The 24,029-nt window shown below is 55.3% G+C and carries 26 protein-coding genes; 15 read left to right on the top strand and 11 right to left on the bottom strand.

What is annotated here, in order from left to right; translation table 11 throughout:
* Positions 1 to 36 precede the first annotated feature (36 nt).
* The 6 genes from HV242_RS09955 to clcB all read left to right on the top strand — a co-directional run bounded on the left by HV242_RS09955 (position 37) and on the right by clcB (position 5,965).
* A complete protein-coding gene (locus tag HV242_RS09955) occupies positions 37 to 780 on the top strand; it encodes a YoaK family protein (protein ID WP_032681132.1) in 744 nt (247 codons plus the stop codon).
* Positions 781 to 1,053: 273 nt separating this feature from the next.
* Positions 1,054 to 1,764 (top strand): osmoprotectant ABC transporter permease OsmY, encoded by a 711-nt coding sequence (gene osmY / locus HV242_RS09950; RefSeq protein ID WP_050736711.1) that lies wholly within the window; start codon positions 1,054 to 1,056, stop codon positions 1,762 to 1,764.
* An 18-nt stretch (positions 1,765 to 1,782) separates the two neighbouring features.
* Complete coding sequence (gene osmX, locus HV242_RS09945; protein ID WP_014169861.1) at positions 1,783 to 2,682, top strand: osmoprotectant ABC transporter substrate-binding protein OsmX; 900 nt, start codon at positions 1,783 to 1,785, stop codon at positions 2,680 to 2,682.
* 8 nt (positions 2,683 to 2,690) lie between these two features.
* Entirely contained in the window at positions 2,691 to 3,338 is a 648-nt protein-coding gene (gene osmW / locus HV242_RS09940) for an osmoprotectant ABC transporter permease OsmW (protein WP_014169860.1), read from the top strand.
* Positions 3,338 to 4,486 (top strand): osmoprotectant ABC transporter ATP-binding protein OsmV, encoded by a 1,149-nt coding sequence (gene osmV, locus HV242_RS09935; RefSeq protein ID WP_050736710.1) that lies wholly within the window; start codon positions 3,338 to 3,340, stop codon positions 4,484 to 4,486. Before osmW ends, osmV begins: the two co-directional genes overlap by 1 nt.
* Positions 4,487 to 4,654: 168 nt before the next feature.
* Positions 4,655 to 5,965 carry a voltage-gated ClC-type chloride channel ClcB gene (gene clcB, locus HV242_RS09930; RefSeq protein WP_050736709.1) on the top strand — a complete coding sequence of 437 codons (1,311 nt, stop codon included), beginning with the start codon at positions 4,655 to 4,657 and terminating at the stop codon, positions 5,963 to 5,965.
* Here the strand turns inward: clcB and bioD are convergent.
* From bioD to HV242_RS09915, 3 genes are all read right to left on the bottom strand, one after another.
* Entirely contained in the window at positions 5,900 to 6,595 is a 696-nt protein-coding gene (gene bioD / locus HV242_RS09925; RefSeq protein ID WP_014169857.1) for a dethiobiotin synthase, read from the bottom strand. The two genes, clcB and bioD, sit on opposite strands and share 66 nt — an antisense overlap.
* 130 nt (positions 6,596 to 6,725) lie before the next feature.
* Entirely contained in the window at positions 6,726 to 7,946 is a 1,221-nt protein-coding gene (mlc, locus tag HV242_RS09920) for a sugar metabolism global transcriptional regulator Mlc (RefSeq protein ID WP_020884286.1), read from the bottom strand.
* Between the two features lie 94 nt (positions 7,947 to 8,040).
* Positions 8,041 to 8,973, bottom strand: a complete 933-nt coding sequence (locus tag HV242_RS09915; protein WP_014169855.1) for a LysR family transcriptional regulator — start codon at positions 8,971 to 8,973, stop codon at positions 8,041 to 8,043.
* A gap of 121 nt (positions 8,974 to 9,094) precedes the next feature.
* On the opposite strand from HV242_RS09915, the gene HV242_RS09910 reads away from it, so the two are divergent.
* Positions 9,095 to 10,348: an MFS transporter gene (locus HV242_RS09910; RefSeq protein ID WP_050736708.1), complete on the top strand. Its 1,254-nt coding sequence runs from the start codon at positions 9,095 to 9,097 to the stop codon at positions 10,346 to 10,348.
* Position 10,349: 1 nt separating this feature from the next.
* Here HV242_RS09910 and HV242_RS09905 read toward each other — a convergent pair whose 3' ends face one another.
* Complete coding sequence (locus HV242_RS09905; RefSeq protein ID WP_050736707.1) at positions 10,350 to 10,712, bottom strand: cell envelope integrity protein TolA; 363 nt, start codon at positions 10,710 to 10,712, stop codon at positions 10,350 to 10,352.
* Between the two features lie 155 nt (positions 10,713 to 10,867).
* Between HV242_RS09905 and HV242_RS09900 the strand changes: the two genes are divergently transcribed.
* The 4 genes from HV242_RS09900 to HV242_RS09890 all read left to right on the top strand — a co-directional run bounded on the left by HV242_RS09900 (position 10,868) and on the right by HV242_RS09890 (position 14,022).
* On the top strand, positions 10,868 to 12,355 hold the full coding sequence (locus HV242_RS09900; protein WP_181616924.1) for a carboxypeptidase M32: 1,488 nt from the start codon (positions 10,868 to 10,870) through the stop codon (positions 12,353 to 12,355).
* Positions 12,356 to 12,532: 177 nt separating this feature from the next.
* Entirely contained in the window at positions 12,533 to 12,922 is a 390-nt protein-coding gene (gene asr / locus HV242_RS09895; protein WP_032670412.1) for an acid resistance repetitive basic protein Asr, read from the top strand.
* A 92-nt stretch (positions 12,923 to 13,014) separates the two neighbouring features.
* Positions 13,015 to 13,098, top strand: coding sequence for a small membrane protein YdgU (gene ydgU / locus HV242_RS24465; protein WP_021241182.1), 84 nt, complete (start codon positions 13,015 to 13,017; stop codon positions 13,096 to 13,098).
* 102 nt (positions 13,099 to 13,200) lie between these two features.
* Positions 13,201 to 14,022: a trypsin-like serine peptidase gene (locus tag HV242_RS09890; protein ID WP_020884292.1), complete on the top strand. Its 822-nt coding sequence runs from the start codon at positions 13,201 to 13,203 to the stop codon at positions 14,020 to 14,022.
* Between the two features lies 1 nt (position 14,023).
* On the opposite strand, the gene HV242_RS09885 is transcribed toward HV242_RS09890, so the two are convergent.
* The 4 genes from HV242_RS09885 to HV242_RS24460 form a co-directional block, all read right to left on the bottom strand.
* Positions 14,024 to 16,186 carry a bifunctional diguanylate cyclase/phosphodiesterase gene (locus tag HV242_RS09885; RefSeq protein WP_050736705.1) on the bottom strand — a complete coding sequence of 721 codons (2,163 nt, stop codon included), beginning with the start codon at positions 16,184 to 16,186 and terminating at the stop codon, positions 14,024 to 14,026.
* An 85-nt stretch (positions 16,187 to 16,271) separates the two neighbouring features.
* Positions 16,272 to 16,601, bottom strand: coding sequence for a multidrug/spermidine efflux SMR transporter subunit MdtI (gene mdtI / locus HV242_RS09880; protein ID WP_014169849.1), 330 nt, complete (start codon positions 16,599 to 16,601; stop codon positions 16,272 to 16,274).
* Positions 16,588 to 16,950 (bottom strand): multidrug/spermidine efflux SMR transporter subunit MdtJ, encoded by a 363-nt coding sequence (gene mdtJ / locus HV242_RS09875; protein ID WP_025204323.1) that lies wholly within the window; start codon positions 16,948 to 16,950, stop codon positions 16,588 to 16,590. The genes mdtI and mdtJ overlap by 14 nt, the downstream gene beginning before the upstream one ends.
* Positions 16,951 to 17,067: 117 nt before the next feature.
* Entirely contained in the window at positions 17,068 to 17,238 is a 171-nt protein-coding gene (locus HV242_RS24460; RefSeq protein WP_086463355.1) for a protein YdgV, read from the bottom strand.
* Positions 17,239 to 17,371: 133 nt separating this feature from the next.
* Here HV242_RS24460 and HV242_RS09870 point away from each other — a divergent pair, with 133 nt between their 5' ends.
* On the top strand, positions 17,372 to 18,415 hold the full coding sequence (locus HV242_RS09870; RefSeq protein ID WP_014169847.1) for an AI-2E family transporter: 1,044 nt from the start codon (positions 17,372 to 17,374) through the stop codon (positions 18,413 to 18,415).
* Positions 18,416 to 18,511: 96 nt separating this feature from the next.
* Here HV242_RS09870 and HV242_RS09865 read toward each other — a convergent pair whose 3' ends face one another.
* Positions 18,512 to 19,537: an LLM class flavin-dependent oxidoreductase gene (locus HV242_RS09865; RefSeq protein ID WP_014169846.1), complete on the bottom strand. Its 1,026-nt coding sequence runs from the start codon at positions 19,535 to 19,537 to the stop codon at positions 18,512 to 18,514.
* 178 nt (positions 19,538 to 19,715) lie between these two features.
* Between HV242_RS09865 and yajD the strand changes: the two genes are divergently transcribed.
* Together yajD and HV242_RS09855 are read left to right on the top strand one after the other, a co-directional pair.
* The gene (gene yajD, locus HV242_RS09860; protein ID WP_014169845.1) at positions 19,716 to 20,063 is read left to right on the top strand and encodes an HNH nuclease YajD; all 348 of its coding nucleotides are present in this window, start codon (positions 19,716 to 19,718) and stop codon (positions 20,061 to 20,063) included.
* 56 nt (positions 20,064 to 20,119) lie between these two features.
* Positions 20,120 to 20,389 carry a hypothetical protein gene (locus HV242_RS09855; protein WP_050736704.1) on the top strand — a complete coding sequence of 90 codons (270 nt, stop codon included), beginning with the start codon at positions 20,120 to 20,122 and terminating at the stop codon, positions 20,387 to 20,389.
* Positions 20,390 to 20,509: 120 nt separating this feature from the next.
* Here HV242_RS09855 and HV242_RS09850 read toward each other — a convergent pair whose 3' ends face one another.
* Positions 20,510 to 21,277: an arylamine N-acetyltransferase family protein gene (locus HV242_RS09850; protein WP_050736703.1), complete on the bottom strand. Its 768-nt coding sequence runs from the start codon at positions 21,275 to 21,277 to the stop codon at positions 20,510 to 20,512.
* A 36-nt stretch (positions 21,278 to 21,313) separates the two neighbouring features.
* On the opposite strand from HV242_RS09850, the gene HV242_RS09845 reads away from it, so the two are divergent.
* Positions 21,314 to 22,822 carry an aminotransferase-like domain-containing protein gene (locus HV242_RS09845; RefSeq protein WP_050736702.1) on the top strand — a complete coding sequence of 503 codons (1,509 nt, stop codon included), beginning with the start codon at positions 21,314 to 21,316 and terminating at the stop codon, positions 22,820 to 22,822.
* Positions 22,823 to 22,888: 66 nt separating this feature from the next.
* Here HV242_RS09845 and HV242_RS09840 read toward each other — a convergent pair whose 3' ends face one another.
* The gene (locus HV242_RS09840) at positions 22,889 to 23,944 is read right to left on the bottom strand and encodes an SDR family oxidoreductase (RefSeq protein WP_047744566.1); all 1,056 of its coding nucleotides are present in this window, start codon (positions 23,942 to 23,944) and stop codon (positions 22,889 to 22,891) included.
* Positions 23,945 to 24,029: the final 85 nt, after the last annotated feature.

The raw sequence follows: 24,029 nt of genomic DNA, 5'->3' as shown, positions 1-24,029 counted from the left end.
CTGAATAGTCAGGCAAAGCTCAACCCGGAGGTATTCTTGCTGATTAAACTCAAAAAAGAACGAACGCATCAGGAGGATCGCCTGCTCGCACTCTGGCTGGCGACCTCTGCAGGCTTGCTCAACGCCATCGCCCTCGGGGCATTTGGCTTTTTTCCCTCCCATATGACCGGCAATACCTCCCAATTATCCAGCGAAGTTTCCTCTACCGATCTGAATGATATTTTGTTCTTTGGCACCCTTATTCTGTCTTTTGTTGCCGGCGCAATCATGGCCCGTATCATCGTGTTATGGGGGATTATCCATAATATCAGGCTGGTTTTTTGCCAGATACTGTTGGTCGAGGGATTATTACTGACCGGCGTTTCCTGTTACGAGATGTATTTCCATGCCCTCACGACTAACCGTGAAATTATTATCTTTCTTTGTGGTCTGATGGGGATTCATAATTCAACATCGACCCAGCTTTCCGGCGGCCGGGTAAGATCAACCCATATTACCGGCACGCTGACGGACGCGGGAATATCCCTGGCCTCGGTCCTGGTGGCGATGCTCCGCCGGGATTATTCCAAAGATACGGCAGCGCAAAAAAGTCAGCTCAAAACCCACTTAACCACCATTTTCTCGTTTATTACCGGCGGTATCGCCGGGCTGATCCTGTTCAGGTGGATTGGGTTTAACGCCATGCTGGCGCTTGGGGTGATGCTCGTCGTTGTCGCCGCCTTTTCCATCATCAGCACCTCAGTGCGCGTTCGCCGGGTTCGCGCCGCCTTCAGCCGATAATGAGGGTCGCAGGCGTGAGGATATGCTCACGCCATGTGACACTGTCACATTTTAAATTACGCTTTAGGACAATTCTGTCTGCCCCACAGCCAGCCCTTGCTCCATAAGGCTTAACCTAAGGTTGTCACTAATTTCATAGGGTTACTGATTTTCCCCCTTCGCTGGAACCCATCCCAAACGCTTGCTATAGGTCATCTACCCCTGCCGAAACATGGCATAACAACAGGCAACCCGTGGTTGCTATAACGCATGCGCACAGGGAGACACATCGCAATGCACCCATTACTCAAACGTTCGCTGCTTTTTGTCGGCGCCATTATTGTGGTCGTTGCCCTCCTCACCTGGGGAATTGGGCTGGATACAATTAAGGCGCGTCAGGTTGACCTGATTTACCTCGGGCAACAGCATTTAATCCTGGTATTCTCATCCATGTTCTTTGCCCTGCTGATGGGTATTCCCAGCGGCATTTTGTTGAGCCGCCCGTCAGCACGCGGTATCGCTGAATACGTGATGCAGATCTTTAACGTCGGTAATACCCTGCCGCCGCTGGCCGTTCTGGCGCTGGCAATGGTGGTGATTGGTATCGGTGATACGCCTGCGATTATCGCCCTGTTCCTCGCCTCGCTGCTGCCGATAGTGCGAAACACCTATGCCGGACTGTGCTCGGTTCCGGCGTCGTTACTGGAAGCGGCTAATGGCATTGGGATGGCGAAATGGCAGCGTCTGCGCCAGGTCGAACTTCCCAACGCCTGGCCGGTAATGCTCTCCGGGATCCGCATTGCCACCGCCATCAACGTGGGTACCGCCCCGCTGGCCTTCCTGATTGGTGCCAGCAGCTACGGCGAACTGATTTTTCCCGGTATCTACCTCAACGACTTCCCGACGCTGATCCTCGGCGCGGCGGCCACCGCCCTGTTTGCTCTGATCCTCGACACCCTGCTGGCTGCGCTGGGTCGCGTGATGAGTCCGCATCTCGCTCGATAACAATAACAAGGAGCTTTTATGAGACTGATATCCAGCCTGACGGCGCTGTGTGCCGCGGCACTGTTCACCAGCCAGGCGATAGCGGCCCCGCTGATCCTGGCGACCAAGAGCTTTACCGAGCAGCACATTCTCTCGGCCATGACCGTCCAGTATTTACAAAAGAAGGGGTTTCAGGTCCAGCCACAGACCAATATTGCCACGGTCATTTCCCGCAACGCGATGATCAACAAACAAATTGATATGACCTGGGAGTACACCGGCACGTCGTTAATCATTTTTAACCACATCAACAAGCGCATGTCGCCACAGGAGTCTTACGAGACGGTGAAACGCCTGGACGCGAAGCACGGTCTGGTATGGCTCAACCCCGCCGATATGAACAATACCTACGCCTTCGCCATGCAGCGTAAACGCGCCGAAGCGGAACACATCAACACCATGTCTGAAATGGTCGCAAAGATTGAGCAGATCCGTAAAACCGATCCGGATAAAAACTGGCTGCTCGGTCTGGACCTCGAATTTGCCGGACGCAGCGACGGGATGAAACCGCTGCAGGCGGCATACAACATGGAACTGGATCGCCCGCAGATCCGCCAGATGGACCCGGGCCTGGTCTATAACGCGGTGCGGGACGGTTTCGTCGATGCCGGGCTTATCTATACCACCGACGGGCGGGTAAAAGGCTTCGACCTGAAGGTGCTGGAAGATGATAAAGGCTTCTTCCCGAGCTATGCGGTCACTCCCGTGGTGCGTAAAGACACCCTTGACGCCAATCCGGGTCTGAAAGAGGCGCTGAATACTCTCTCCGCCCAGCTCAATAACGACGTTATCACCGAACTGAATAAGAAGGTGGATATCGACCATCAGTCACCGCAGCAGGTCGCCCGTGATTTCCTGCGTAGCAAACAGTTGCTGTAGGAGGCGCTATGGAGACGATTCACTACATTCTGGATAACTGGGACTATCTGCTAACCCTGACGCTGCAACACCTGTGGCTGGTGGCGCTGGCGGTTGGGCTAGCCATACTCATCGGCGTCCCTCTGGGGATTTTGATTGTCCGCCACAAATGGCTGGCGACGCCGGTGCTGGGGATTGCCACCATCGTGCTGACGATACCGTCCATTGCGCTGTTTGGCCTGATGATCCCGCTCTTTTCGCTGATCGGTCAGGGCATTGGTGCCCTGCCCGCTATCACGGCGGTGTTTCTCTACTCGTTGCTGCCAATTGTGCGTAACACCCATACCGCGCTGGACAGCCTGCCGCCGGGCCTGCGTGAAGCCGGACGCGGTATCGGAATGACCTTCTGGCAGCGTTTACGCTGGGTTGAAATCCCGATGGCATTGCCGGTGATTTTTGGCGGTATCCGCACCGCCGTCGTGATGAACATCGGCGTGATGGCCATTGCCGCAGTGATTGGCGCTGGCGGCCTTGGCCTGCTGCTGCTTAACGGTATCGGCGGTAGCGATATTCGTATGTTAATTGCGGGTGCGCTGATGATCTGTCTTTTAGCGATTGTGCTCGACTGGCTGCTGCATCGTCTGCAGGTCGTTCTGACTCCAAAGGGGATACGATAATGATAAAACTGGAAAACCTCACCAAACAATTTTCACAGAAACACGGCCAGAGCGTTAAGGCCGTCGACAACGTCAACCTCAACGTGCCTGAAGGGGAAATGTGCGTCCTGCTCGGCCCGTCAGGCTGTGGGAAAACCACCACCCTGAAGATGATTAACCGTCTGATCGCACCAAGCAGCGGCACGATCCTGATTAACGGTGAAGACACCAGCGGGATGGATACCGTGACCCTGCGCCGCAATATTGGCTACGTTATTCAGCAGATTGGTCTGTTCCCGAACATGACCATTGAGGAAAACATCACCGTGGTGCCGCGCATGCTGGGCTGGGATAAAGCCCGGTGTAAAACCCGCGCTGAAGAGCTGATGGATATGGTGGCCATGGACCCGCATAAATTTCTCAACCGCTATCCGCGTGAAATGTCCGGCGGTCAGCAGCAGCGTATCGGCGTGATCCGCGCCCTGGCGGCGGATCCTCCGGTACTGCTGATGGATGAACCGTTCGGTGCGGTGGACCCGATAAACCGCGAGGTGATCCAGAACCAGTTCCTGGAGATGCAGCGTAAACTGAAAAAGACCGTGATGCTGGTCAGCCATGACATCGACGAGGCCCTGAAGCTTGGGGATCGTATCGCCGTCTTCCGCCAGGGGCGTATTGTCCAGTGCGCCAGCCCGGACGAACTGCTGGCAAAACCGGCGAACGAGTTCGTCGGCTCGTTTGTCGGCCAGGACCGTACGCTCAAGCGTTTGCTGCTGGTATCGGCAGGTGATGTCACCGACCAGCAACCGACCCTCATCGTGCGGGGCTCTACCCTGCTTTCTGACGCCTTTGCGATCATGGATGACAACGATATTCGCGCCATTACCGTCGTGGACGATCGGGGTAAACCGCTGGGCTTTGTGAAGCGTCGGGAAGCGCGTAATGCCAGCGGCACCTGTGCCGATATCCTGCATCCGTTCCGTATGACCGGCAAAGCGGAGGATAACCTGCGCGTGGTGCTTTCACGGTTGTATGAGAGCAACACCAGCTGGATGCCGATTGTCGACGAAGAGGGCCGCTATAACGGCGAGATCTCACAGGATTATATTGCCGAGTATCTCAGCTCCGGCCGTACGCGCCGGGCGCTGAATATTCACAGCGAGAGTTAAGCGAAAACACTCCGCCGGGCGGGCCAGACGTATGGCGCTGACCTGCCCGGCGGCACGCTCCCCTACAGCGCGTTTGCTCAGGCCGACACGGTTCATCGCACGCATACCTTTTGCTAACCCCGCGATTTCCCCTCACAATATTGTATCTCCCACGTTTAATTGCGGCCCATGCAACGTCTTCACGCTTATCCCGACATCCGCGCGATGTTTCGCAAACTTCTGATTGCCACCCTTACCGGCATACTGGCCGCGCTGGCCGTCGCGGTGTTCCGCCACAGCATGTATCTGCTGGAGTGGCTGTTTCTCAGTAACAACAGCGGCAGTCTGGTGAATGCCGCGGCGGCGTTATCCCCGTGGCGTCGCGCGCTGACGCCCGCGCTGGGAGGGCTGGCGGCGGGGTTATTGTTGTGGGGATGGCAGCGGCTTACGGCGCAACGTCCTCATGCGCCGACCGATTACATGGAAGCGCTGGAGACGGGCGACGGCCAGTTTGATTATGGCTCGAGCCTCGTAAAATCCCTTGCGTCACTGCTGGTTGTCTCCAGCGGGAGCGCCATCGGCCGCGAAGGTGCCATGATCCTGCTTGCGGCGCTGGCCGCCTCCTTTTTCGCCCAACGCTTTACGCCGAAATCCGAATGGAAATTATGGATTGCCTGCGGAGCCGCGGCCGGGATGGCCAGCGCCTATCACGCGCCCCTGGCCGGTAGCCTGTTTATTGCCGAAATTCTGTTTGGCACGCTGATGCTGGCCTCGCTCGGGCCGGTGGTGATTGCGGCGGTGGTAGCCCTGCTTACCACGCGACTCTTAGCGCCCGGTGCCGGTACGCTCTATGACGTCCATCTGAGTGGCCTACTCAGTGCGACAGATTATGGCCTGCTTGTCGCGACAGGCCTGCTGGCGGGCCTGTGCGGACCGCTGCTGATGTGGCTAATGGCGTTCAGCCATTCGTTATTTCTGCGTCTCAGGCTTTCGCCGCCCTGGCAACTGGCGCTCGGCGGAGCGATCGTCGGGCTGCTGTCGCTCCTGACGCCTGACGTGTGGGGGAATGGCTACAGCGTGGTTCAGGCTTTTCTGCTCGCCCCACCGCTGCTGTCAGTGATAGCAGGTGTATTTATCTGTAAATTGCTGGCGGTACTGGCAAGCAGCGGTTCTGGTGCGCCGGGCGGGGTTTTCACACCGACGTTGTTTGTCGGCTTGGCCACAGGAATGCTGTTTGCACAACTCTTCGGGCTGTGGTTTCCGGGATCTGAAACGGTGATTTTGCTGGGGCTGGCAGGCATGGCGACGTTACTCGCCGCGACGACCCATGCGCCCATTATGTCTGCGTTGATGGTCTGTGAAATGACCGGGCAGTATTTTTTGCTGCCCGGTTTGCTGATTGCCTGCGTGATCGCGTCCGTCTTGTCGCGGACGTTACGCCACGACTCGATCTACGGACAACATGCGACCGAGGGAAGAGAGATCGATGTACTGCGCTAATTCACGCTGTTCGGCACGCGGCAGATAAGGCAGCTCGCCCACCAACGGTCCCGGCAGTTTTTTGCTGAGCACGTCGATGATTTCCGCGTAGTGCGCCAGGCCCGGGTTGATACGGTTTGCGACCCAGCCAATCAACGGCAATCCGTCATTGGCAATCGCCTGCGCCGTCAGAAGCGCATGGTTGATGCACCCTTCCTGAATACCGACCACCATGATCACCGGCAGTTGCTCCTGCACCACCCACTCAGAAAGCGGGCGCAGATCGTTCATCAGGCTGCGCCATCCGCCGGTACCTTCCACCACGACATGGTCGGCCATCTCGCTCAGGTTCGCCAGACCGTCGGACAACAGGGTGTAATTAATCAGACCGCTGTGCGCCACGCTGCTTTCATCTTCGCTTAAGGCAATGGGATTGATCGCGTGATATGGCAGTTCCAGTGACGAGACGCTTTGTAACACCAGGGCGTCTTTATTCCGCAATCCTTCGGGCGTCTCTTTACTGCCTTTTGCGACCGGTTTGTACCCTGCAACGCGTTTACCGCTTGCTGCCAGAGCCTGAAGCAACGCGCGGGATACAACGGTCTTGCCGACAGAGGTATCTGTACCCGTAACAAAGAAACGCTTAAGCATGACTCATTCCACCTCTTGGGTATGCTTCGAAAATATAAACCAGAGAAATAATTCAGTGGGGGAAGTCTACGGGATGCGTGCGCTACCCAGCTTGAGATAGCGCAATTTTTCGTACATCTGCGGAAAAGAGTTAACCCTGTAACAGGCGGATCAACAGCGAGCCGTTGTACATGGCGTCCTTGACCAGGGCTGCACCAGCCATGGTGCCCTGATTGGAAAACTGGGTGCTTTCCACGGCAATATTTTTGCTGTAGGCCGGGAGCGCCTGTTGATGAATACAGGCCGAGATAGCCGGGAAGAGAATTTCCGCCGCCTGACTCAGCGGTGAGCCAATCAGGATTTTTTGCGGGTTGAAGAGATTCACCATAATGGCCAGAATGCGGCCAACGTTATTCCCCACTCCGGTAATAATATCCTTTGCCAGCAGATCCCCCTGACGCGCTGCGGCGCACAGTGAATCGACGGTCAACGGTTGTCCGTGTAGCGAAGAGCTCATGGACTGGCTGAGCCTGACCTGCGCCAGCTCCAGCACGCTTTCCACGCTGGCGATGGTTTCCAGACAGCCATGGTTTCCGCAGTAACAGCGCTTGCCGTAGGGATCGACCTGCGTGTGGCCGATTTCGACCAGGCTACTGCTTCCGGCATGCAGAAGGCGTCCGTCGGTGATGACGCCCGCCCCGACGTTATGGTCAATCACCACCTGAATCACGTCCCTTGCGCCGCGGGATGCGCCAAACAGCGCCTCCGCCATCGTCCAGGCGCTGATATCATGCTGAATATAGACCGGCACGCCGGTGTGATTTTTCAGCACCTCGCCCAGCGGCATCTCTTTAACATCGTCGTAGAACGGCATGCGGTGCACGATTCCATTTTCGGTATCAATAATACCCGGCATGGTGATCGCAATGGCCGTTAAGCGTTCAAGGCGTTGCTGATGGCGAATAAAGAAGTGATCGATATGGGTGACAATGGCATCGAGGAGCGATTGTTCAGCCTTGAGCGGCAGCTCCAGCCGGTCTTCTACCACCAGCTTGCTGCTTAAATCGCGCAGGGCAAGGAAGATCTCTCCCCGGCTAATGCGCAGTGACAGGTAGTGCCACGCTTCGGTCTCCACCACCAGGCCGACCGCCGGACGGCCGCGGCTGCCCGGCTCCTGAATTTCCGTCTCCTGGACCAGGTGGGCTTCCAGCATTTCACGAACAATCTTGGTAATACTGGCAGGTGCCAGTTGTGCCAGGCGCGAAAGATCGATACGCGAAACCGGGCCAAGCTGATCAATCAGGCGATAAACCGCGCCAGCGTTGGTCTGCTTAATCTGATCAATGTGCCCTGGCTGACTATCAGCAACCACCTCGTACTCCCTTATTTTCGAGCATCGAAATAAACTGTGGGCTATGGTGAAGCACTTCAATGGCCGTCGTCAAATATTTACTTAGCCATGTGATTTACTGCACATTTTTACCCACTTTTCCCTCTAAATATCGTTCTGCAGAGGCGCTTAACAGCTGTGCTTTAAACCGCTGCGCTGCATGGCTCTGCTCATGATGTTTCGACCATACCAGCCACATTTCCGAAACAGCATCGTCTTCGGCGATAGCAACCCAGCGCATTTCACGCAATTGTACCCGTTTAAACGAGGCCGGAAGAATAGAGACGCCCAGCCCCGCCGCGACCAGCCCAATGATGGTCATCGCTTCCCCGACTTCCTGCGTAATGATCGGGGCAAGATCGTAGCGTCGTAACAGGCCCAGAATATCGTCGTACAGACCGGTACCTACCTGCGGGTCGAAAAAAACAAACGGCTCTTTTGCCAGCTCTGCCAGCGTGACCGCCGAACGCGAGGCGAGCGGATGATCGTGCGGGATCATTGCCATCAACGGTTCGCGCAGAATAACCTGCCACGCCAGCGTATCCGGGAGTTGGGTGTTACGCATCAGACCTAAATCAAGAGAACCTTCATTCAGCGGAGCGATTTGCTCGCGGGTATTAATTTCGCGCGTCTGAATATGCACATCCGGAAAATGCCGGCGAAACGACGACAGGGTCTGCGAAACAGCGCTGATAAACGGTGCAGACGAGGTAAACCCAATCCGCAACTCTCCGGTTTCCCCGAGATAAAGCCGCTCTGCCCGGGCTGCCGCCTCATCCACCATACTGAGAATTTGTCGGCTGTCGGCCAGAAATTGCTTCCCGGCCGCCGTCAGGCTCACGCTGCGGTTGGTCCGTGCCAGAAGGCGCGCCCCAACCTGTTGCTCAAGGATCTGGATCTGCTGGCTTAACGGGGGTTGTGAGATATTCAGTCTTGCCGCCGCGCGGCCAAAATGAAGCTCTTCAGCGACGGCGACAAAGTAGCGCAGATGACGCAGTTCGATATTCATATTTTTAAAGTATCATTTGAGATTATTAATATATTAGACAGAATATTTACATTTTCCTACTCTGATCGTGTGGTCATACCCGTCACCCGAAACCACGGGGATGTTTAAGCAAGGACATTGTGTGAGTCGTACATCTACCATTGATATCGATCCGGCCAGAGATATTGATGATTTACCCGCAGCATCGCAGCCGGTTCAGTTCATTAAACGTGGTACCCCCCAGTTTATGCGCGTCACGCTGGCGCTTTTCTCAGCGGGTCTGGCAACCTTCGCCCTGCTCTATTGCGTTCAGCCGATCCTGCCCGTTCTTTCCCATGAATTTGGCGTATCGCCTGCCAGCAGCAGTATTTCGCTCTCCATCTCTACCGGCATGCTGGCGATTGGTCTGCTTTTCACCGGGCCACTTTCCGACGCCATTGGCCGTAAACCGGTGATGGTTACCGCCCTGATGCTGGCTTCGATTTGTACGTTACTCTCGACGATGATGACCAGCTGGCACGGTATCCTGGTGATGCGGGCGTTAATTGGGTTATCCCTGAGCGGCGTGGCGGCGGTCGGGATGACCTATCTCAGCGAAGAGATCCACCCGAGCTTTGTCGCCTTCTCTATGGGGCTGTACATCAGCGGGAACTCGATTGGCGGAATGAGTGGACGTCTGCTGAGCGGGGTGTTTACGGACTTCTTTAACTGGCGTATTGCGCTGGCGGTGATCGGCTGCTTTGCCCTTGCGTCTGCGCTGATGTTCTGGAGAATCCTTCCGGAATCACGTCATTTTCGTTCCACCTCCCTGCGCCCGAAAACGCTGTTTATCAACTTCCGTCTGCACTGGCGTGACAAAGGGTTGCCGCTGCTGTTCCTGACCGGCTTTCTGCTGATGGGCTCATTCGTTACGTTGTTTAACTATATCGGCTATCGCCTGATGCTCTCCCCGTGGCACCTGAGCCAGGCGGTGGTAGGTCTGCTCTCTGTTGCGTATCTCACCGGTACGTGGAGTTCACCTAAAGCCGGAGCGATGACGGCCCGCTTTGGACGCGGTCCGGTTATGCTGGTCTCTACCGCCGTCATGCTGCTCGGCCTGTTGATGACCCTTTTCGCCTCCCTGTGGCTTATCTTCGCCGGGATGCTGCTTTTCTCTGCCGGTTTCTTCGCCGCTCACTCGGTGGCCAGCAGCTGGATTGGGCCACGCGCTCGCCGGGCCAAAGGCCAGGCGTCATCTTTGTATCTGTTCAGCTATTACCTCGGCTCCAGCTTTGCGGGGACGCTGGGTGGGGTGTTCTGGCATAACTATGGCTGGAACGGCGTGGGCGGTTTTATTGCGCTGATGCTCTGCGGGGCGCTGCTGGTAGGGACCCGTTTACACCAGCGTCTGCACTGATTCAGGGTTTGAAATCGAGCGTGTAGTTTTCCCCGATACGCTCATCAGGTACCACTGGGAGCACATGATCGTCACTGGCAGACTGTAAGGCCGCAATGGCGGCCTTACACAGTTCAGGATCGCTGCCTTTTACCACCTGAATGTGGGTCACATAGGTCGCGCCTTTGGGCTGGTGAATCTTTAACGAGCAGAGCTTCCCTTCATACTGCTCTGTGGTCGTCATCCTTTGTTTCACTGTTTCCACATACGCAAACGCCCATGCGTGCGCAGAGTCTTCTTCGGTGTTGAACGGAATCACCTCATGATGATGTGTCTGGCACCCCGTCAGCAACACTGCAATCCCTACACTCACAACCTTGTTCATTTTCCATCCGGCAGTCGTTTTTTTTAGGGTTATAACACAGCGTTACTGAACGAAATAGCACCAAACTCTAAGGGGTAATGGCTTGGATTCAGGCGGGAATTTTGATACTACTCACTCTTCATGCCTGAAACATCGCCTTGCAAAGAGAAAACGAAATGAGCGAAAACAGCCACTACCAACAACTCACCCGCACCTTCCAGCGCCTCTCCCGTTTCTCCCACCTCTCCGCCATCGCCAGCTGGGATATGTTTACCATGATGCCGCCGGGCGGCAGTGCCGCGCGCGGTGAAGCGCTGGCCGAAATGAGCGTTCTGCAACACCAGATCCTGACCGATAAAAAGGTGGGTGAATGGCTGTCCGCCGCGGCCGGTGAGGACCTGAATGATATTGAACAAGCCAACCTGCGTGAAATGACGCGTCATTACCAGCAGGCGTCGCTGTTGCCGGAAGCGCTGGTGGAAGCCAAATCGCTGGCAGGCAGCAAATGTGAGCACGCCTGGCGTACTCAGCGCCCGGCCAATGACTGGCAGGGGTTTGCCGCCAACCTGAAAGAGGTCGTCAAACTGAGCCGCGAGGAGGCTCGTCTGCGTGCTGAAGCCAAAGGCTGCAGCCCTTACGACGCGCTGCTGGATATTTTCGAGCCGGACATGACCAGCGCGCGTCTGGACGTACTGTTCGCGGATATGAAATCCTGGCTGCCGGATCTGCTGGCAAACGTTGTGGAAAAACAGGCTCAGCAGTCGTTCGTTCCGCCGCAGGGCCCCTTCCCGACGGCAACGCAGCGTGAACTCGGGCTTGAAGCCATGAAGATGCTCGGCTTTGACTTTAACGGCGGTCCCCTGGACGTCAGTGCACACCCGTTCTGCGGTGGCGTGCCGGAAGATGTGCGCATCACCACGCGTTATGATGAGGACGAGCTGCTCAGCGCGCTGTTTGGCGTGATCCACGAAACCGGACACGCGCGCTACGAGCAAAACCTGCCGCGAACGTGGGCCGGTCAACCTGTCGCGCTGGCCCGTTCAACGGCGATCCACGAATCCCAGAGCCTGTTCTTTGAGATGCAGCTGGGGCGCAGCGACGCTTTTCTTAAACATCTCCTCCCTGCGGTTCACGCCCGTTTTGGCAGTCAGGCGGCGTTCAGTGAAGAGAACTTTATTGCCTGGAACCAGCGCGTGAAACCGGGCTATATCCGCGTCGATGCCGACGAAGTCAGCTACCCGGCACATGTGGTGCTGCGCTATGAAATTGAACGTGCGCTGATCAATGGCGATATCGAGGTGGATGACATTCCGGCACTGTGGGATGAGAAAATGCAGGCCTGGCTCGGGTTATCAACCAAAGATAACTACCGCAACGGCTGTATGCAGGACATTCACTGGACCGACGGCGGTTTTGGCTACTTCCCGTCCTACACGCTCGGCGCGATGTACGCTGCGCAATTGTTCCATGCAGCCAAAACGGCGCTGCCGGGTCTGCAGTCCTCCATCGCTGAGGGCGATTTCTCCGCCCTGTTTGACTGGCTGCGTCAGAACATCTGGCAGCACGGTAGCCGCTTCACCACTTCGCAACTGATTACCCAGGCGACGGGTGAAGACCTGAATATCCGTTACTTCCGCGAGCATTTGACGTCCCGTTATCTGTAATCCAGCGGCCGGAGTACGCTCCGGCCGTTTTCCTTTTGCGCACCCTGTACCGCCCTTTGTACATTCCGTTACACGCCGATACCAATCACTCACGGAAACCCCGAATTTACAGGGATATAGTTCTTTCAACGGCCCCGCAGTGGGGTTAAATGAAAAACCAAATTCGAGGGTATGAACATGAAAAAAGTATTAGCTCTGGTTGTTGCCGCTGCTATGGGTCTGTCTTCTGCTGCGTTTGCTGCTGAAACCACTGCTGCACCGGCTGCTGCTGCGCCAGCTGCAACGACGACTGCTGCTCCGGCAAAAACCGTACACCACAAGAAACACCATAAAGCCGCTAAACCTGCTGCAGAGCAAAAAGCCCAGGCTGCTAAAAAACACCACAAAAAAGCCGTTAAACAAGATGCCGCTAAACCGGCTGTAGAGCAGAAAGCGCAGGCCGCTAAAAAGCACCACAAAAAAGCGACCAAACCTGCTGTAGAACAGAAAGCCCAGGCCGCTAAAAAGCATCACAAAAAAGCAGTAAAACACGAAGCTGCTAAACCAGCTGCACAGCCAGCTGCGTAAGAGTACAAGCTTAACCGTGCCTTTCGGGGCACGTTGGTAAACCGGCGCTGAACCGGAAAGGTCCAGCGCCGTTTTTTTTATCCGGAGGGCGTATGCTGCGGCGCTATCGGTTTGAGCTGATTCTTATCCTGCTTATTTTATGCGCGCTCATCGCAAGCCATTTTTATCTTTCCTGATCGTAGCACGCTGATTTTACTCCCACTTTAGCGCTGTCCCGTCTATAGTATTTTCATAGGGTTCACTTTTAATAATCATAATTGCCCCCACCAGAGTGTGATATGCGTAAATCTGTTGTGTTGTTACTGGGAACGTTTGGTCTTTTTTCTGGATTCTCACATGCGGATGATGGCGGTGATGAAACCATTAGCGCGAAAGAGCTTAAAACGCTGTTTTTCGGTCATGACGATCGTACGCGCGTCGCCGATCCTACCCAGGCACCCTGGGACGCTATCGGGCAACTGGAAACCGCCAGCGGTAATTTATGTACCGCTACGCTGATTACCCCGCAACTTGCCCTGACGGCAGGCCACTGCCTGCTGACACCGCCAGACGGCAAGCCAGACAAAGCCGTTGCCCTGCGATTTGTGTCGCAAAAAGGGATGTGGCGTTATGAAATTCACGGTATTGAGGGACGGGTTGATGCTTCCCTCGGCAAACGTCTGAAGCCTGACGGTGACGGCTGGATAGTGCCTCCGTCAGCGGCATCCTGGGATTTTGGCCTGATCATTTTGCGCTACCCGCCCTCTGGCATTACCCCGCTTCCGTTATTTGACGGAGACAAAGCCGCGCTCACTGCCGCACTGAAAGCCGCCGACCGTAAGGTGACGCAATCAGGCTACCCTGTCGATCATCTGGACGCGCTTTACACCCACACGGACTGTATTGTCACAGGATGGGCGCAAAACAGCGTGCTCTCACATCAGTGCGATACGTTACCCGGTGACAGCGGCTCGCCGCTGATGTTAAAAACGGATAACGGCTGGCAGCTGATTGGTGTTCAAAGCTCTGCGCCAGCGGCAAAAGACAGATGGCGTGCAGATAACCGGGCCTTAGCCGTGACAGGTTTTCGTGACAAGCTGGAAGCACTGGCGCAGCAGTAGCTCAGCACTGTCTGACCTGACGTAACGCCCTGATTGATTCAATCGGCATCGGCTGGCTGAACCAGAATCCCTGCAGCTGATCGCAGCCAGCCAGCCGTAACAATTTCATCTGCTTTTCGTTTTCCACCCCTTCAGCGACCACCGCCATGCCCAGGGCATTGGCGATCCTCACCGTGCCGCTCACCAGCGCCGCCGCCTGCTCATCGTTGTCCACCAGCCCGGCCAGTGATTTATCGATCTTAATGGTGTCGAAATTAAAACGCCGCAAATAGCCAATACTCGAATAGCCCGTGCCAAAATCATCCAGCGCCACCGCGGTGCCCAGTGCTTTAAGGTTGGCAATCGCCGTGCGGGCACGCTCGGGGTTTTCCAGCACATAGGTCTCCGTGACTTCGAGCTGGAGTCGCCTGGCCGGGAAACGGGTGCTTTCCAGAACCCAGGCCACTTTTTCTTCGAATTCAGGGTCGCGAAACTGCGCCGGGGAGATATTAACGGAGAGCTTTAATTCGCTGTACGGCTCCAGATCCTGGCAGGCACGCTGCAAAACAAACTGGCCCAGTTTGTAAATCAGCCCACTCGTTTCCGCAATGGAAATGAAGGTATCTGGACCGAGTTCGCCTTCCGGACGACGCGGCCAGCGAACCAGCGCTTCCACACTGCTCATTTTCTGACTGCGGGCGTCAATAATCGGCTGGTACCAGACCTCAAACTCGTCTCGCTCCAGTCCGTTACGGATCTGGTTTTCAATCGCAAGCTTGCGTTCCCGGGCGTTATTCAGCGCCGCGTCATAGTGGGTGACACGCCCTTTCCCGCTAATTTTGGAATGGTACATGGCGATATCGGCGCGGCGAAACAGCTCGGAACTGGTGCATTCAATCAGGGTTCCGCTGGCAATCCCGATGCTGGCGCCGATATGAATGGTGCGCCCCCCCAGACGAATAGGGGTATTGAGAAAATCCAGTACGGATTCAGCAAAGGTGGTCGCCAGCGCTTCTGCCCCTTCACCGCCGATGGTCATGGCAAACTCATCGCCTCCCATGCGCGCCAGCATCCCGCCCGGTGGAACGCATTCATTCAGCGTTTTGGCAATGGTCACAATGAGATCGTCACCGACGCTGTGGCCGTAGATATCGTTGACGTCCTTGAAGCCATCCAGATCGATAAACACCACGCTTTTGACGTCAATATCGCCACGCAAACTCACGCGGTCCAGCGCTTCGATGAGTGCGCGGCGGTTCGGCAGATGGCTTAGCCAGTCCGTTCTGGCGACCAGACGCGCCTGGCTTTCTCCGCGGGCCAGTTTGTACAGGCCCACGCAGCTCACCATAATGAACAGCAGGATCAGCACCGATGCCAGCACCACTATCTGCGTAATATCGGATGATGCGGCCCGGGCCGCCTGCGCGCCAGGAAGGCGTGCCTGCCAGTTGAGGTACCCCAGTAACTCCCCTGCAGAACTGCGCAGCGGCATACTCAGACTGTTGATTTTATCCGGGGTAAAGTTGAGGTTATCAATCTGAAAGGTCTGCCCCAGATCGGATAATATGCCGCCATTCAAATGGCGGGTAATCACCAGATAGCGGCGTGTACCGTCGTTAACCTGCAATCGCCCGATCATCGGTCGGATCAGCCCTATTCCGACAAACGCGACGCCGTGACGCGTTCGGGTGATCCCGGCATAAATATTCTTCTGGCTGGGTAATTCACGTCCGTGCTGCTGAATAAGCGCTTGCAGGCCTTTGCCAAAAAAGTTGAGATTCGACTCCGCAAAAGGCTGGCTTTGAAACGATCCCCAGATGACGTTGAAATGCTCATCCAGCACGAAAGTGCCGTCATAGAGGTTATTGACTTTAAAGCCCGCTCCCCAGGTGTTGTATAACCATTCGGTATCGAGCTTTGGGCGGTAGACCTCGCGTACCGCATCGTCCCAGACGGCATTATCAATCACCAGGGTCGAGACACGGTTAACCGACGTTTGTATCGCACCCTGCACGGAAAGCGTGGTGCGGTGCTCGTCAATTTCATTGGTTTTGGTGCTGATCAGGTGCAGAGATAAATAGAGCAGCGCGACAATGGAGATGATTAAGCCGATCCCCGCCATGAAGATCATGGCGAACAATGTTCTCGCGGTGGGAATATTGCGCCAGCTTAATGTGCGATACATTAGCCATCCTCTTCAATGTTTTGCTTTTTTTAAGAGTAATACAGGCAGCGAATTTCGCTGCCTGTAAATAATGGCTTAACGTGTATCAGGCGAGTTTTATCATGATCATGCCGGCAAGCAGCAATATCAGTCCAATCCAACCTTTGTTATTTAAACGCTGACCGAACAGCACCCAGCCGGCTGCCAGGGTGGCGGCAATACCAAACCCGCCCCACAGCGCATAGGCCACGGACAGATCGATACCCTTCACCGCCTGTGACAGGGCGCTGAACGCCCCCAGTACGGCGGCAATCGACAACAGTCCGTAAATTTTACGACGAAAACCGTCAGAGAATTTTAGCAGGACGTTCGCTAAAATCTCCAGCACGATGGCAAACCCCAACCAGGCCGCGTGGATCCATTCAAACTGCTGCATGGGTCTGCTCCTTCGGTTGCTTAGTCGGTTTGCGTGTACCCGATTTAATCAGCACGATACCTGCTACCAGCGTCGTTAACCCGGCAATCTTCATTGTTGATAATGTTTCGTCAAATAATAAGACGCTGAACAGGGTGATCAACAAAATACCGATCCCTTCCCACAGCGCATAGGCCACACCCAGCGCAATTTTCTTCACTGCAAACGACAGGAAAATATAGGAAAGTGAAATCATCACCAGCATTAAAATAAAGCCGGTATTGCCATCGCTGACGCTTGCCCATTTCATCGACAGCGTGCCGGTAATTTCAGCGATAATAGCAAGGGCTAATAAAATCCAGTAAAACATGTTTTTCTCCTGCTTGAGAATATAATCCATCGTGGCCTGCTGCGTGCAGCAAACCCAAAAATATGAAATTAAATCAGACAGCTAAGCGCGTAGCGCCAGCTCAGGCAGAAGATGTGACTATAGCGCGTTGCGCCAGTGTTGCTCACCAGAAAGAAGGCAGAAGGAAGTGAAAAATACAGCGGTGTTGTTTGAAGAATACGTCCTGAACAAATTGTCCATAAAATTACAATTATCCGCGTTGTTGCTTCTCGTCTTTGCGGATGAAAATTGTCCTCGGTAGTTGAACACGCCAAATTTGTACCATAAGTAAGGCTTTTACTCAAAGTCTTTTCAATTCTTTACCCATCCCGTTTGATTTTGGTTAGTTTATTGAAACGGCTTTCGCCTTTATTATAAATAAAAATATTATTCAGGAACCCCCATGGCTAAACCCATCATTACCCTGAACGGGCTAAAAATTGTCATCATGCTGGGCATGCTGGTGATCATACTGACGGGCGTTCGTTTTGCCGCCGACATCATCGTGCCGTTTATTCTGGCCCTGTTTATTGCGGTGATCCTTAACCCGCTCATACAGCGCATGACGCGGTTCCGCATCCCGCGCGTGCTGGCAATCACGATGCTTATCAGCATCATTATTATTGCCATGGTGCTGCTGGTCGCTTATCTCGGCACCTCCCTGAATGAACTGACGCGAACGTTACCGAAATACCGCTCGTCGCTGGCGATACCGCTGTTGCAGCTTGAACCCTGGCTGCAGCGTGCGGGAATCGAAGTGTCCGTTGAGGAGTTGCTGAAGTACATTGATCCAAATGCCGCCATGACCCTCGTCACCGGCCTGCTGGCGCAGCTCTCTAACGCCATGACCTCGATTTTCCTGCTGTTTTTAACGGTGGTGTTTATGCTGCTGGAAGTGCCGCAACTGCCCGCAAAACTGCAGCAAATAATGGTCCGTCCGGTTGAAGGCATGGGGGCGATTCAACGCGCGCTGGATAGCGTCTCCCGCTATCTGGTCCTGAAAACCGCCATTAGCCTGGTCACCGGGGCCGTGGTCTGGGGAATGCTGATGGCGCTGGATGTCCGGTTTGCATTCGTCTGGGGATTACTGGCCTTTGCGCTCAACTATATCCCCAACATCGGTTCGGTGCTGGCCGCCATTCCCCCTATTCTGCAGGTGCTGGTGTTCAGTGGGTTCTATGATGCGCTGATTCTGCTGGCCGGGTATCTGGTGATTAACCTGGTGTTCGGGAATATTCTTGAGCCACGCATGATGGGGCGCGGTCTGGGATTGTCCACGCTGGTGGTATTTCTGTCCCTTATATTTTGGGGATGGCTGCTCGGCCCGGTCGGCATGTTGCTCTCCGTTCCGCTGACCATCATTGTGAAGATTGGCCTCGAACAGACGGCGGGCGGGCAAAGTATCGCCGTGCTGCTGAGCGATATGAGCCATAAGCCAGTCGAATAACCTCCGCAGATGCCTGCCTCGTCCCCCTTACCGGGGGTGACGAGACAGGCAGGTGTTACGGCCTTCGCGCGCGGCGTTCGGCGCACAACAAAATGGCTACTCGCGCCATCCCATTGCCGGTGCAACATGCTTCAGAATGGATTCGATAACATGCGCGTTGTAATCCACTCCGAGCTGGTTCGGCACGGTGAGCAATAAGGTGTCCGCTTCGGCAATCGCTTCATCCTGTTTCAACTGCTCAATCAGCTTTTCAGGCTCAGCGGCATAGCTACGTCCGAAAATTGCGCGCGTTTTCTCATCAAGGTAACCCACGCTATCGCTGTCGTTCCGGCTTGCGCCGAAGTACATGCGGTCACGATCGTCCATCAGCGCAAAAATACTGCGGCTGACCGAGACGCGCGGCTGACGAGTATGCCCGGCTTCCGCCCATGCCTGTCGGTAGGCGCGGATCTGTTTTGCCTGCTGAATATGGAATGGCTCACCGGTTTCATCATCTTTCAGGGTTGAGCTTTGCAGGTTCATCCCCAGTTTTGCAGCCCATACCGCTGTCGCGTTCGACCCTGCGCCCCACCAGATGCGCTCACGTAAACCTTCGGAATGTGGCTCCAGGCGCAGCAGCCCCGGTGGATTTGGGAACATGGGTTGTGGGTTCGGTTTTGCAAACCCTTCTCCGCGCAGCACCTCAAGCAGTACCTCGGTGTGTCGGCGTGCCATATCTGATTCATTTTCCCCTTCCTGCGGGACATAACCAAAATGACGCCAGCCATCAATGACCTGCTCCGGAGAGCCCCGGCTGATCCCCAGCTGCAAACGTCCGCCGGAGATTAAATCCGCCGCGCCCGCATCTTCCGCCATGTACATCGGATTTTCATAGCGCATATCGATCACGCCAGTACCGATTTCGATGCTTTTCGTTTTCGCACCGATCGCCGCCAGTAAGGGGAACGGAGAGCTGAGTTGACGGGCAAAATGATGCACACGGAAATAGGCACCGTCTGCGCCCAGCTCTTCAGCGGCGACGGCCAGGTCGATGGATTGCAACAGGGTGTCCGCCGCGGAACGCGTGCCGGACTGAGGTGACGGTGTCCAGTGACCAAATGACAAAAAGCCGATCTTTTTCATAACGAGATATCCTGATGATGCTTTGCGTTATCTCTACTTTACGCATTACCCGGGGAGAATAAATGCCCTTTATTTAACGGAATAATTCAAATAAATTGACTGAATTGAGCGGATCGCAATGACGCCCCATAATGAGATATAGTGCGTCTTTCTTTTTCCCTGGCAGGTAAAACCGGCAATGGCTCTGATCCCTAAAAACTACGCGCGACTGGAAAGTGGCTACCGTGAAAAGGCATTAAAAATCTATCCCTGGGTCTGTGGACGCTGCTCACGCGAGTTCGTCTATTCAAACCTGCGCGAGCTCACGGTTCACCATATCGATCACGATCATACTAATAACCCGGAAGATGGCAGCAACTGGGAGCTGTTGTGCCTGTTTTGCCACGACCATGAACACTCGAAATACACCGAAGCAGATCAGTACGGTACTACCGTTGTGGCGGGTGAAGACGCGCAAAAAGACATGGGCGTGGCCACTTTCAACCCGTTTGCCGATCTAAAAGCGATGATGAATAAGAAAAAATAATTCCCTAATATTGCCCCTCTTCGTCATATGGGCCGCACAGTTACAGGTAAAAGGATATGGATACACTCCGTTGCTACTGGGACGTTTTTTTCAATGCTTATGGCTCACTGCTCACGAAAACCGTGCTGGTATTACTGCTGGTGTGGTGGTGTCATCAAACCCTGCAGCGCTTCAGAAAAGAAGCCCCTGACGCTACCGGCCCCATTGCCGAGGCCAATGCCAGAGAATGCTACCAGTGGCGCTACTTGCGGTGGGCTTTAAGTAGCATCCAGGGCATCCTTTCCCTGTATATTATAGGGTTGATTATTACGACGCTTTTTACGTAGCGGATACGGTTTCTGCCCTGAAGACGTCTCAGGTAGCCTCTGTATTTAACAGTCCGCATTGTCGATGATAAGCCGGGGACGCATGCGCAGACTCGATACAGTCCAGCGTCCCCCTGCGGATCACTCAACCGTCAGCGCAAAACAATTTTTCAGTACAGAGGCAATATCATCTTCTGCCAGCTGCTGCGTTTCCACGCCCTGCGCGGTGATCGTTTTCAGCACGTTACCCAGCAAAATCTGGCGTCCTTCAGGGCGATGCTGTACGACGAGCAGCTTCTGCACAAAAATGGCGTCCGGGTGCGTGGAGTTAAGGTAGTTGGCAGGCACGAAATCAATCCACTCCTGAGGAGAGAGGTCAAAGCCGTACTGACTGGCCCATTTACCCTCCACCCGCGCCTGAAGCAGATACTCACCCTCCGCGTTACGGGTCAGCCGGAACGTGTCGAAATCCTGCCGGATATCCGTATCAAGCATGTCTAACGCCATCGGCGCACGGATGCCGTAGCTACCGAACCCGAGGTCACAAAGCCACTGACGACCGTCAATCTCAGCAATGAGTGCCATATGGGTTTTAGGCCGACGCACCGGGTAGAACATCGGGCGCGCCGCGACAAAACGCCAGTGAATGCCCAATGCCTCCAGCGCCATCGCAAATAGCCCATTCACCTCATAGCAGTAACCGCCGCGCTTCTGCCTCAACAGCTTATCGGCAATGTCTTCGGGGACCAGCGAGACGACTTTACCCGCCTGTACATCCCCATTTTCAAAGGGTATCGAAAAGAGCTGATGGCGCATAAGCGCATGCAGGGTTGCAGTATCGGCAGCCGCCGGACCGGTATAGTTTATGCGCCTGAAATAGGCAGAAATATCGAAATTGTCGCTGTGCATAGTGCCTCCTTGTGTGGAACATGCCGGACACTATAGATGGGGCACTTCATTGGCTGTATAGTCAGTTTTATCGAAAATTTGACTGCACAGATCCCCATGGCCGCCCCGTCCCCCCATTACCGTCGGATTGCTGAGATGCTGCGTCTTACGCTGGCTTCAGGCGCGTTGCAAATCGGCGACCGGATGATCTCTGCACGTAAACTGGCCGAGCGCGAACAGGTCAGTCTCCCGACGGCACTGGAAGCACTCCGCTGCCTTGAGGCCGAAGGCCTGATCGTTGCGCGTCCGCGTTCGGGCTACTACGTCCGTCAGACCCGCCAGTCCCGATGCGTGCAGCCCACGCGTTCCCTGCCCGGCCCCGTGCCTGTGACAATGTCAGCCGTCGCGCGATCGTTATTCAGTAGTGCAGAAGCCCGGCTGGTACCGCTGGGGGCTGCCTTGCCCGACCCCGCGTGGCTACCAGGCGATACCCTGCAACGTGCGCTGCAGTCTGCAGGTCGACGTCTGGAAGCACGTGGGCAAAGCTATAGTCTGCCTCCGGGACGGGTTGATTTGCGCAGTAAGATTGCAGCCCGGGCAGCGCAATGGGGCGGCCGTTTTGGTGCAGAGGATCTCATCATTACCGCTGGCGCGACACAGGCGCTGCGTCTGGCGTTGCGGGCTGTGTGCCAGCCTGGCGACGTGGTAGCGATAGAACAACCCGCCTATTTCGGTACGCTGTTGCTGCTGGAAGATTTGGGCCTGAAGGCGCTGGAGATCCCAACCGATCCTCAAGAAGGGTTGTTGCTGGCGCCGCTCGCCGATGCTATTCGGTGCCATCATCCAGCGGCCGTTCTGGCCTCGCCCACCGTGCAAAATCCGCTGGGCGCCAGTATGTCCGTCCCCCGCAAGCAGGAACTTGTTGCCCTGCTGGAAGATGCAGGTATCCCGTTAATTGAGGACGATGTTTATGGCGATCTGGTCGGCGAAGGGCAACGTCCTCCGGCCTGTAAAGCGTTCGACCAGAGCGGGAATGTCATTTACTGCAGTTCATTGTCTAAAACGCTTGCGCCCGGATGGCGCATCGGCTGGATTGCGGCCGGACGTTACCACGCCCAGGTCCTGCAGGCGCGTATGGCCGGAGACTGGGCAGGCGCGCCGCTGTTTGAGGCCGCAACGAGCGAAATCCTGGCCAGTGGCGACTACGATCGTCATCTGCGGCGGCTAAAGCGGCGCATCGCAGAAGGGATTGGTGCCGTCATTGCGCGCGTCAAGGCAAGCTTCCCTCCCGGAACACGCGTTAACGTGCCGGCTGCCGGTTTCCTGTTGTGGGTTGAACTTCCACACCAGGTGAATGCACTGGAGGTGCACCGCCGCGCGCTGACACTGAACATTGGCGTTAGCCCCGGGCCGCTGTTTTCCCCCCGCGCACACTTAACGAATTTCCTGCGATTAAATTGTGCCAACGAGCCTACGCCCCTCCTGCTGAATGCGGTGGATCGGATTGGCGCACTTTGTCATGAACTGGCCGGCTCCTCTGGCCCTATTCCAGAAAGGGAACATTGAGCGCTCTTTACTCCCTGCATCCGGGTTCGCGTTTTTTACTGCCGTCAGAAACGCACTCCCCTTTTTTTACGGAATAATACGTGCCGCTCTTAGCTGCGAGAACAGGCTGAAAAACATCTCATCGGTTGCCTGCATTCGCGTGAACCCTGACCGGCGGAGCTTACTGCCGTCGCCAAACATGTCGTAATTCCAGCTAAAGACAAAATCGGCAAAATGCCCGTCGTTCAGCTGCAAAATATCCGCCTCCACCAACCGATCCCCGGCAATGTCGCGCCATAACGCACGATAGTCCTTAAACAGCTGATGGAATGACAATCTGACCGGCGGCGCAGAGTCCAGTTCAAACCAGCGAGCGATGCGCGGCCACAGCTCACTCCAGCGCCAGATGTCCCCATTATTCACGTTGAAAGCCTGGTTGTTAGCCCTACGTGATGTGGCTGCCCACAGCGTTGCCTCCGCCAGCAATCCGGCGTCAGTATGATCAACAATGCTGTGCCAGGTCTGTTCCGAACCGGGAAAACGCAGAGGTAAACCCAGAGCCTTACACAGGGACGCATACAGTGCGATGCTCAGCGCAAGGTTCATGGTATTGCCTGGCACCGAACTGCCCACCACGCCTGGCCTGATGGCATTCCAGTGCCAGCGTTTTTCCCGCTGAAAATCACGGAGCCACGCGAGCTGAGCGGCGTTAAATTCTGCCCCGGGTACGCCCGGATCGCTTTCGCGTGCCGGGGTTTTGAACGGTCCCAGGTGCGCGCCATACACTTTGTATCCCTGCATCAGGCTTACCGTCTGCAAAGGCGCCGTTTTTTCAATATTGCTGACCAGGTTGCGCAACATCGTGACGTTCGGTTCAACCATTTCCGTCCAGCTCCCGGCATTCATCCAGGCGCTGTAAAAAATATGGGTGATCTCGCCAGCGGCTTGCAAAGCCCTGGCGCTATCCTCCGCATCCAGTAAATCAACGTTGATCAGCGAAATAGCATCAGGATGGGATAAGGCATGGCGGCTCAGGCCAATCACCTGCCATTTATTGTCCAGGAGCGTTTTGACGAGCTGTCTGCCTACGATCCCGCTGGCGCCAGCGACCAGCGCGACGTTTTGTGGCTGCATCTTATTCACGGTGTTTCTCCAGTTAGGGTGACAGACACAGTGTGATATATTATTTTTTCCCTACATATCCCCTGAATTCGATGGCACTTATAAG

Source organism: Enterobacter sp. RHBSTW-00593, from assembly GCF_013784105.1.
In the GTDB taxonomy this organism is placed as follows: Bacteria; Pseudomonadota; Gammaproteobacteria; order Enterobacterales; family Enterobacteriaceae; genus Enterobacter; species Enterobacter ludwigii.
This window is presented reverse-complemented; position numbering and strand designations above follow the sequence as displayed.

Excerpts from the sequence above, each read along its gene's own strand:
- HV242_RS09885 (WP_050736705.1), bottom strand. The coding sequence starts at position 16,186 with ATGTATCGCACATTAAGCTGGCGCAATATTCCCACCGCGAGAACATTG.
- HV242_RS09890 (WP_020884292.1), top strand. The coding sequence starts at position 13,201 with ATGCGTAAATCTGTTGTGTTGTTACTGGGAACGTTTGGTCTTTTTTCT.
- HV242_RS09850 (WP_050736703.1), bottom strand. The coding sequence starts at position 21,277 with ATGCACAGCGACAATTTCGATATTTCTGCCTATTTCAGGCGCATAAAC.
- HV242_RS09845 (WP_050736702.1), top strand. The coding sequence starts at position 21,314 with ATGGGGCACTTCATTGGCTGTATAGTCAGTTTTATCGAAAATTTGACT.
- osmW (WP_014169860.1), top strand. The coding sequence starts at position 2,691 with ATGGAGACGATTCACTACATTCTGGATAACTGGGACTATCTGCTAACC.
- HV242_RS09905 (WP_050736707.1), bottom strand. The coding sequence starts at position 10,712 with ATGAACAAGGTTGTGAGTGTAGGGATTGCAGTGTTGCTGACGGGGTGC.
- bioD (WP_014169857.1), bottom strand. The coding sequence starts at position 6,595 with ATGCTTAAGCGTTTCTTTGTTACGGGTACAGATACCTCTGTCGGCAAG.
- HV242_RS09870 (WP_014169847.1), top strand. The coding sequence starts at position 17,372 with ATGGCTAAACCCATCATTACCCTGAACGGGCTAAAAATTGTCATCATG.
- ydgU (WP_021241182.1), top strand. The coding sequence starts at position 13,015 with ATGCTGCGGCGCTATCGGTTTGAGCTGATTCTTATCCTGCTTATTTTA.
- clcB (WP_050736709.1), top strand. The coding sequence starts at position 4,655 with ATGCAACGTCTTCACGCTTATCCCGACATCCGCGCGATGTTTCGCAAA.
- mdtI (WP_014169849.1), bottom strand. The coding sequence starts at position 16,601 with ATGCAGCAGTTTGAATGGATCCACGCGGCCTGGTTGGGGTTTGCCATC.
- mdtJ (WP_025204323.1), bottom strand. The coding sequence starts at position 16,950 with ATGTTTTACTGGATTTTATTAGCCCTTGCTATTATCGCTGAAATTACC.
- yajD (WP_014169845.1), top strand. The coding sequence starts at position 19,716 with ATGGCTCTGATCCCTAAAAACTACGCGCGACTGGAAAGTGGCTACCGT.
- HV242_RS09865 (WP_014169846.1), bottom strand. The coding sequence starts at position 19,537 with ATGAAAAAGATCGGCTTTTTGTCATTTGGTCACTGGACACCGTCACCT.
- osmV (WP_050736710.1), top strand. The coding sequence starts at position 3,338 with ATGATAAAACTGGAAAACCTCACCAAACAATTTTCACAGAAACACGGC.
- HV242_RS09855 (WP_050736704.1), top strand. The coding sequence starts at position 20,120 with ATGGATACACTCCGTTGCTACTGGGACGTTTTTTTCAATGCTTATGGC.
- asr (WP_032670412.1), top strand. The coding sequence starts at position 12,533 with ATGAAAAAAGTATTAGCTCTGGTTGTTGCCGCTGCTATGGGTCTGTCT.
- HV242_RS09915 (WP_014169855.1), bottom strand. The coding sequence starts at position 8,973 with ATGAATATCGAACTGCGTCATCTGCGCTACTTTGTCGCCGTCGCTGAA.
- osmX (WP_014169861.1), top strand. The coding sequence starts at position 1,783 with ATGAGACTGATATCCAGCCTGACGGCGCTGTGTGCCGCGGCACTGTTC.
- osmY (WP_050736711.1), top strand. The coding sequence starts at position 1,054 with ATGCACCCATTACTCAAACGTTCGCTGCTTTTTGTCGGCGCCATTATT.
- HV242_RS09900 (WP_181616924.1), top strand. The coding sequence starts at position 10,868 with ATGAGCGAAAACAGCCACTACCAACAACTCACCCGCACCTTCCAGCGC.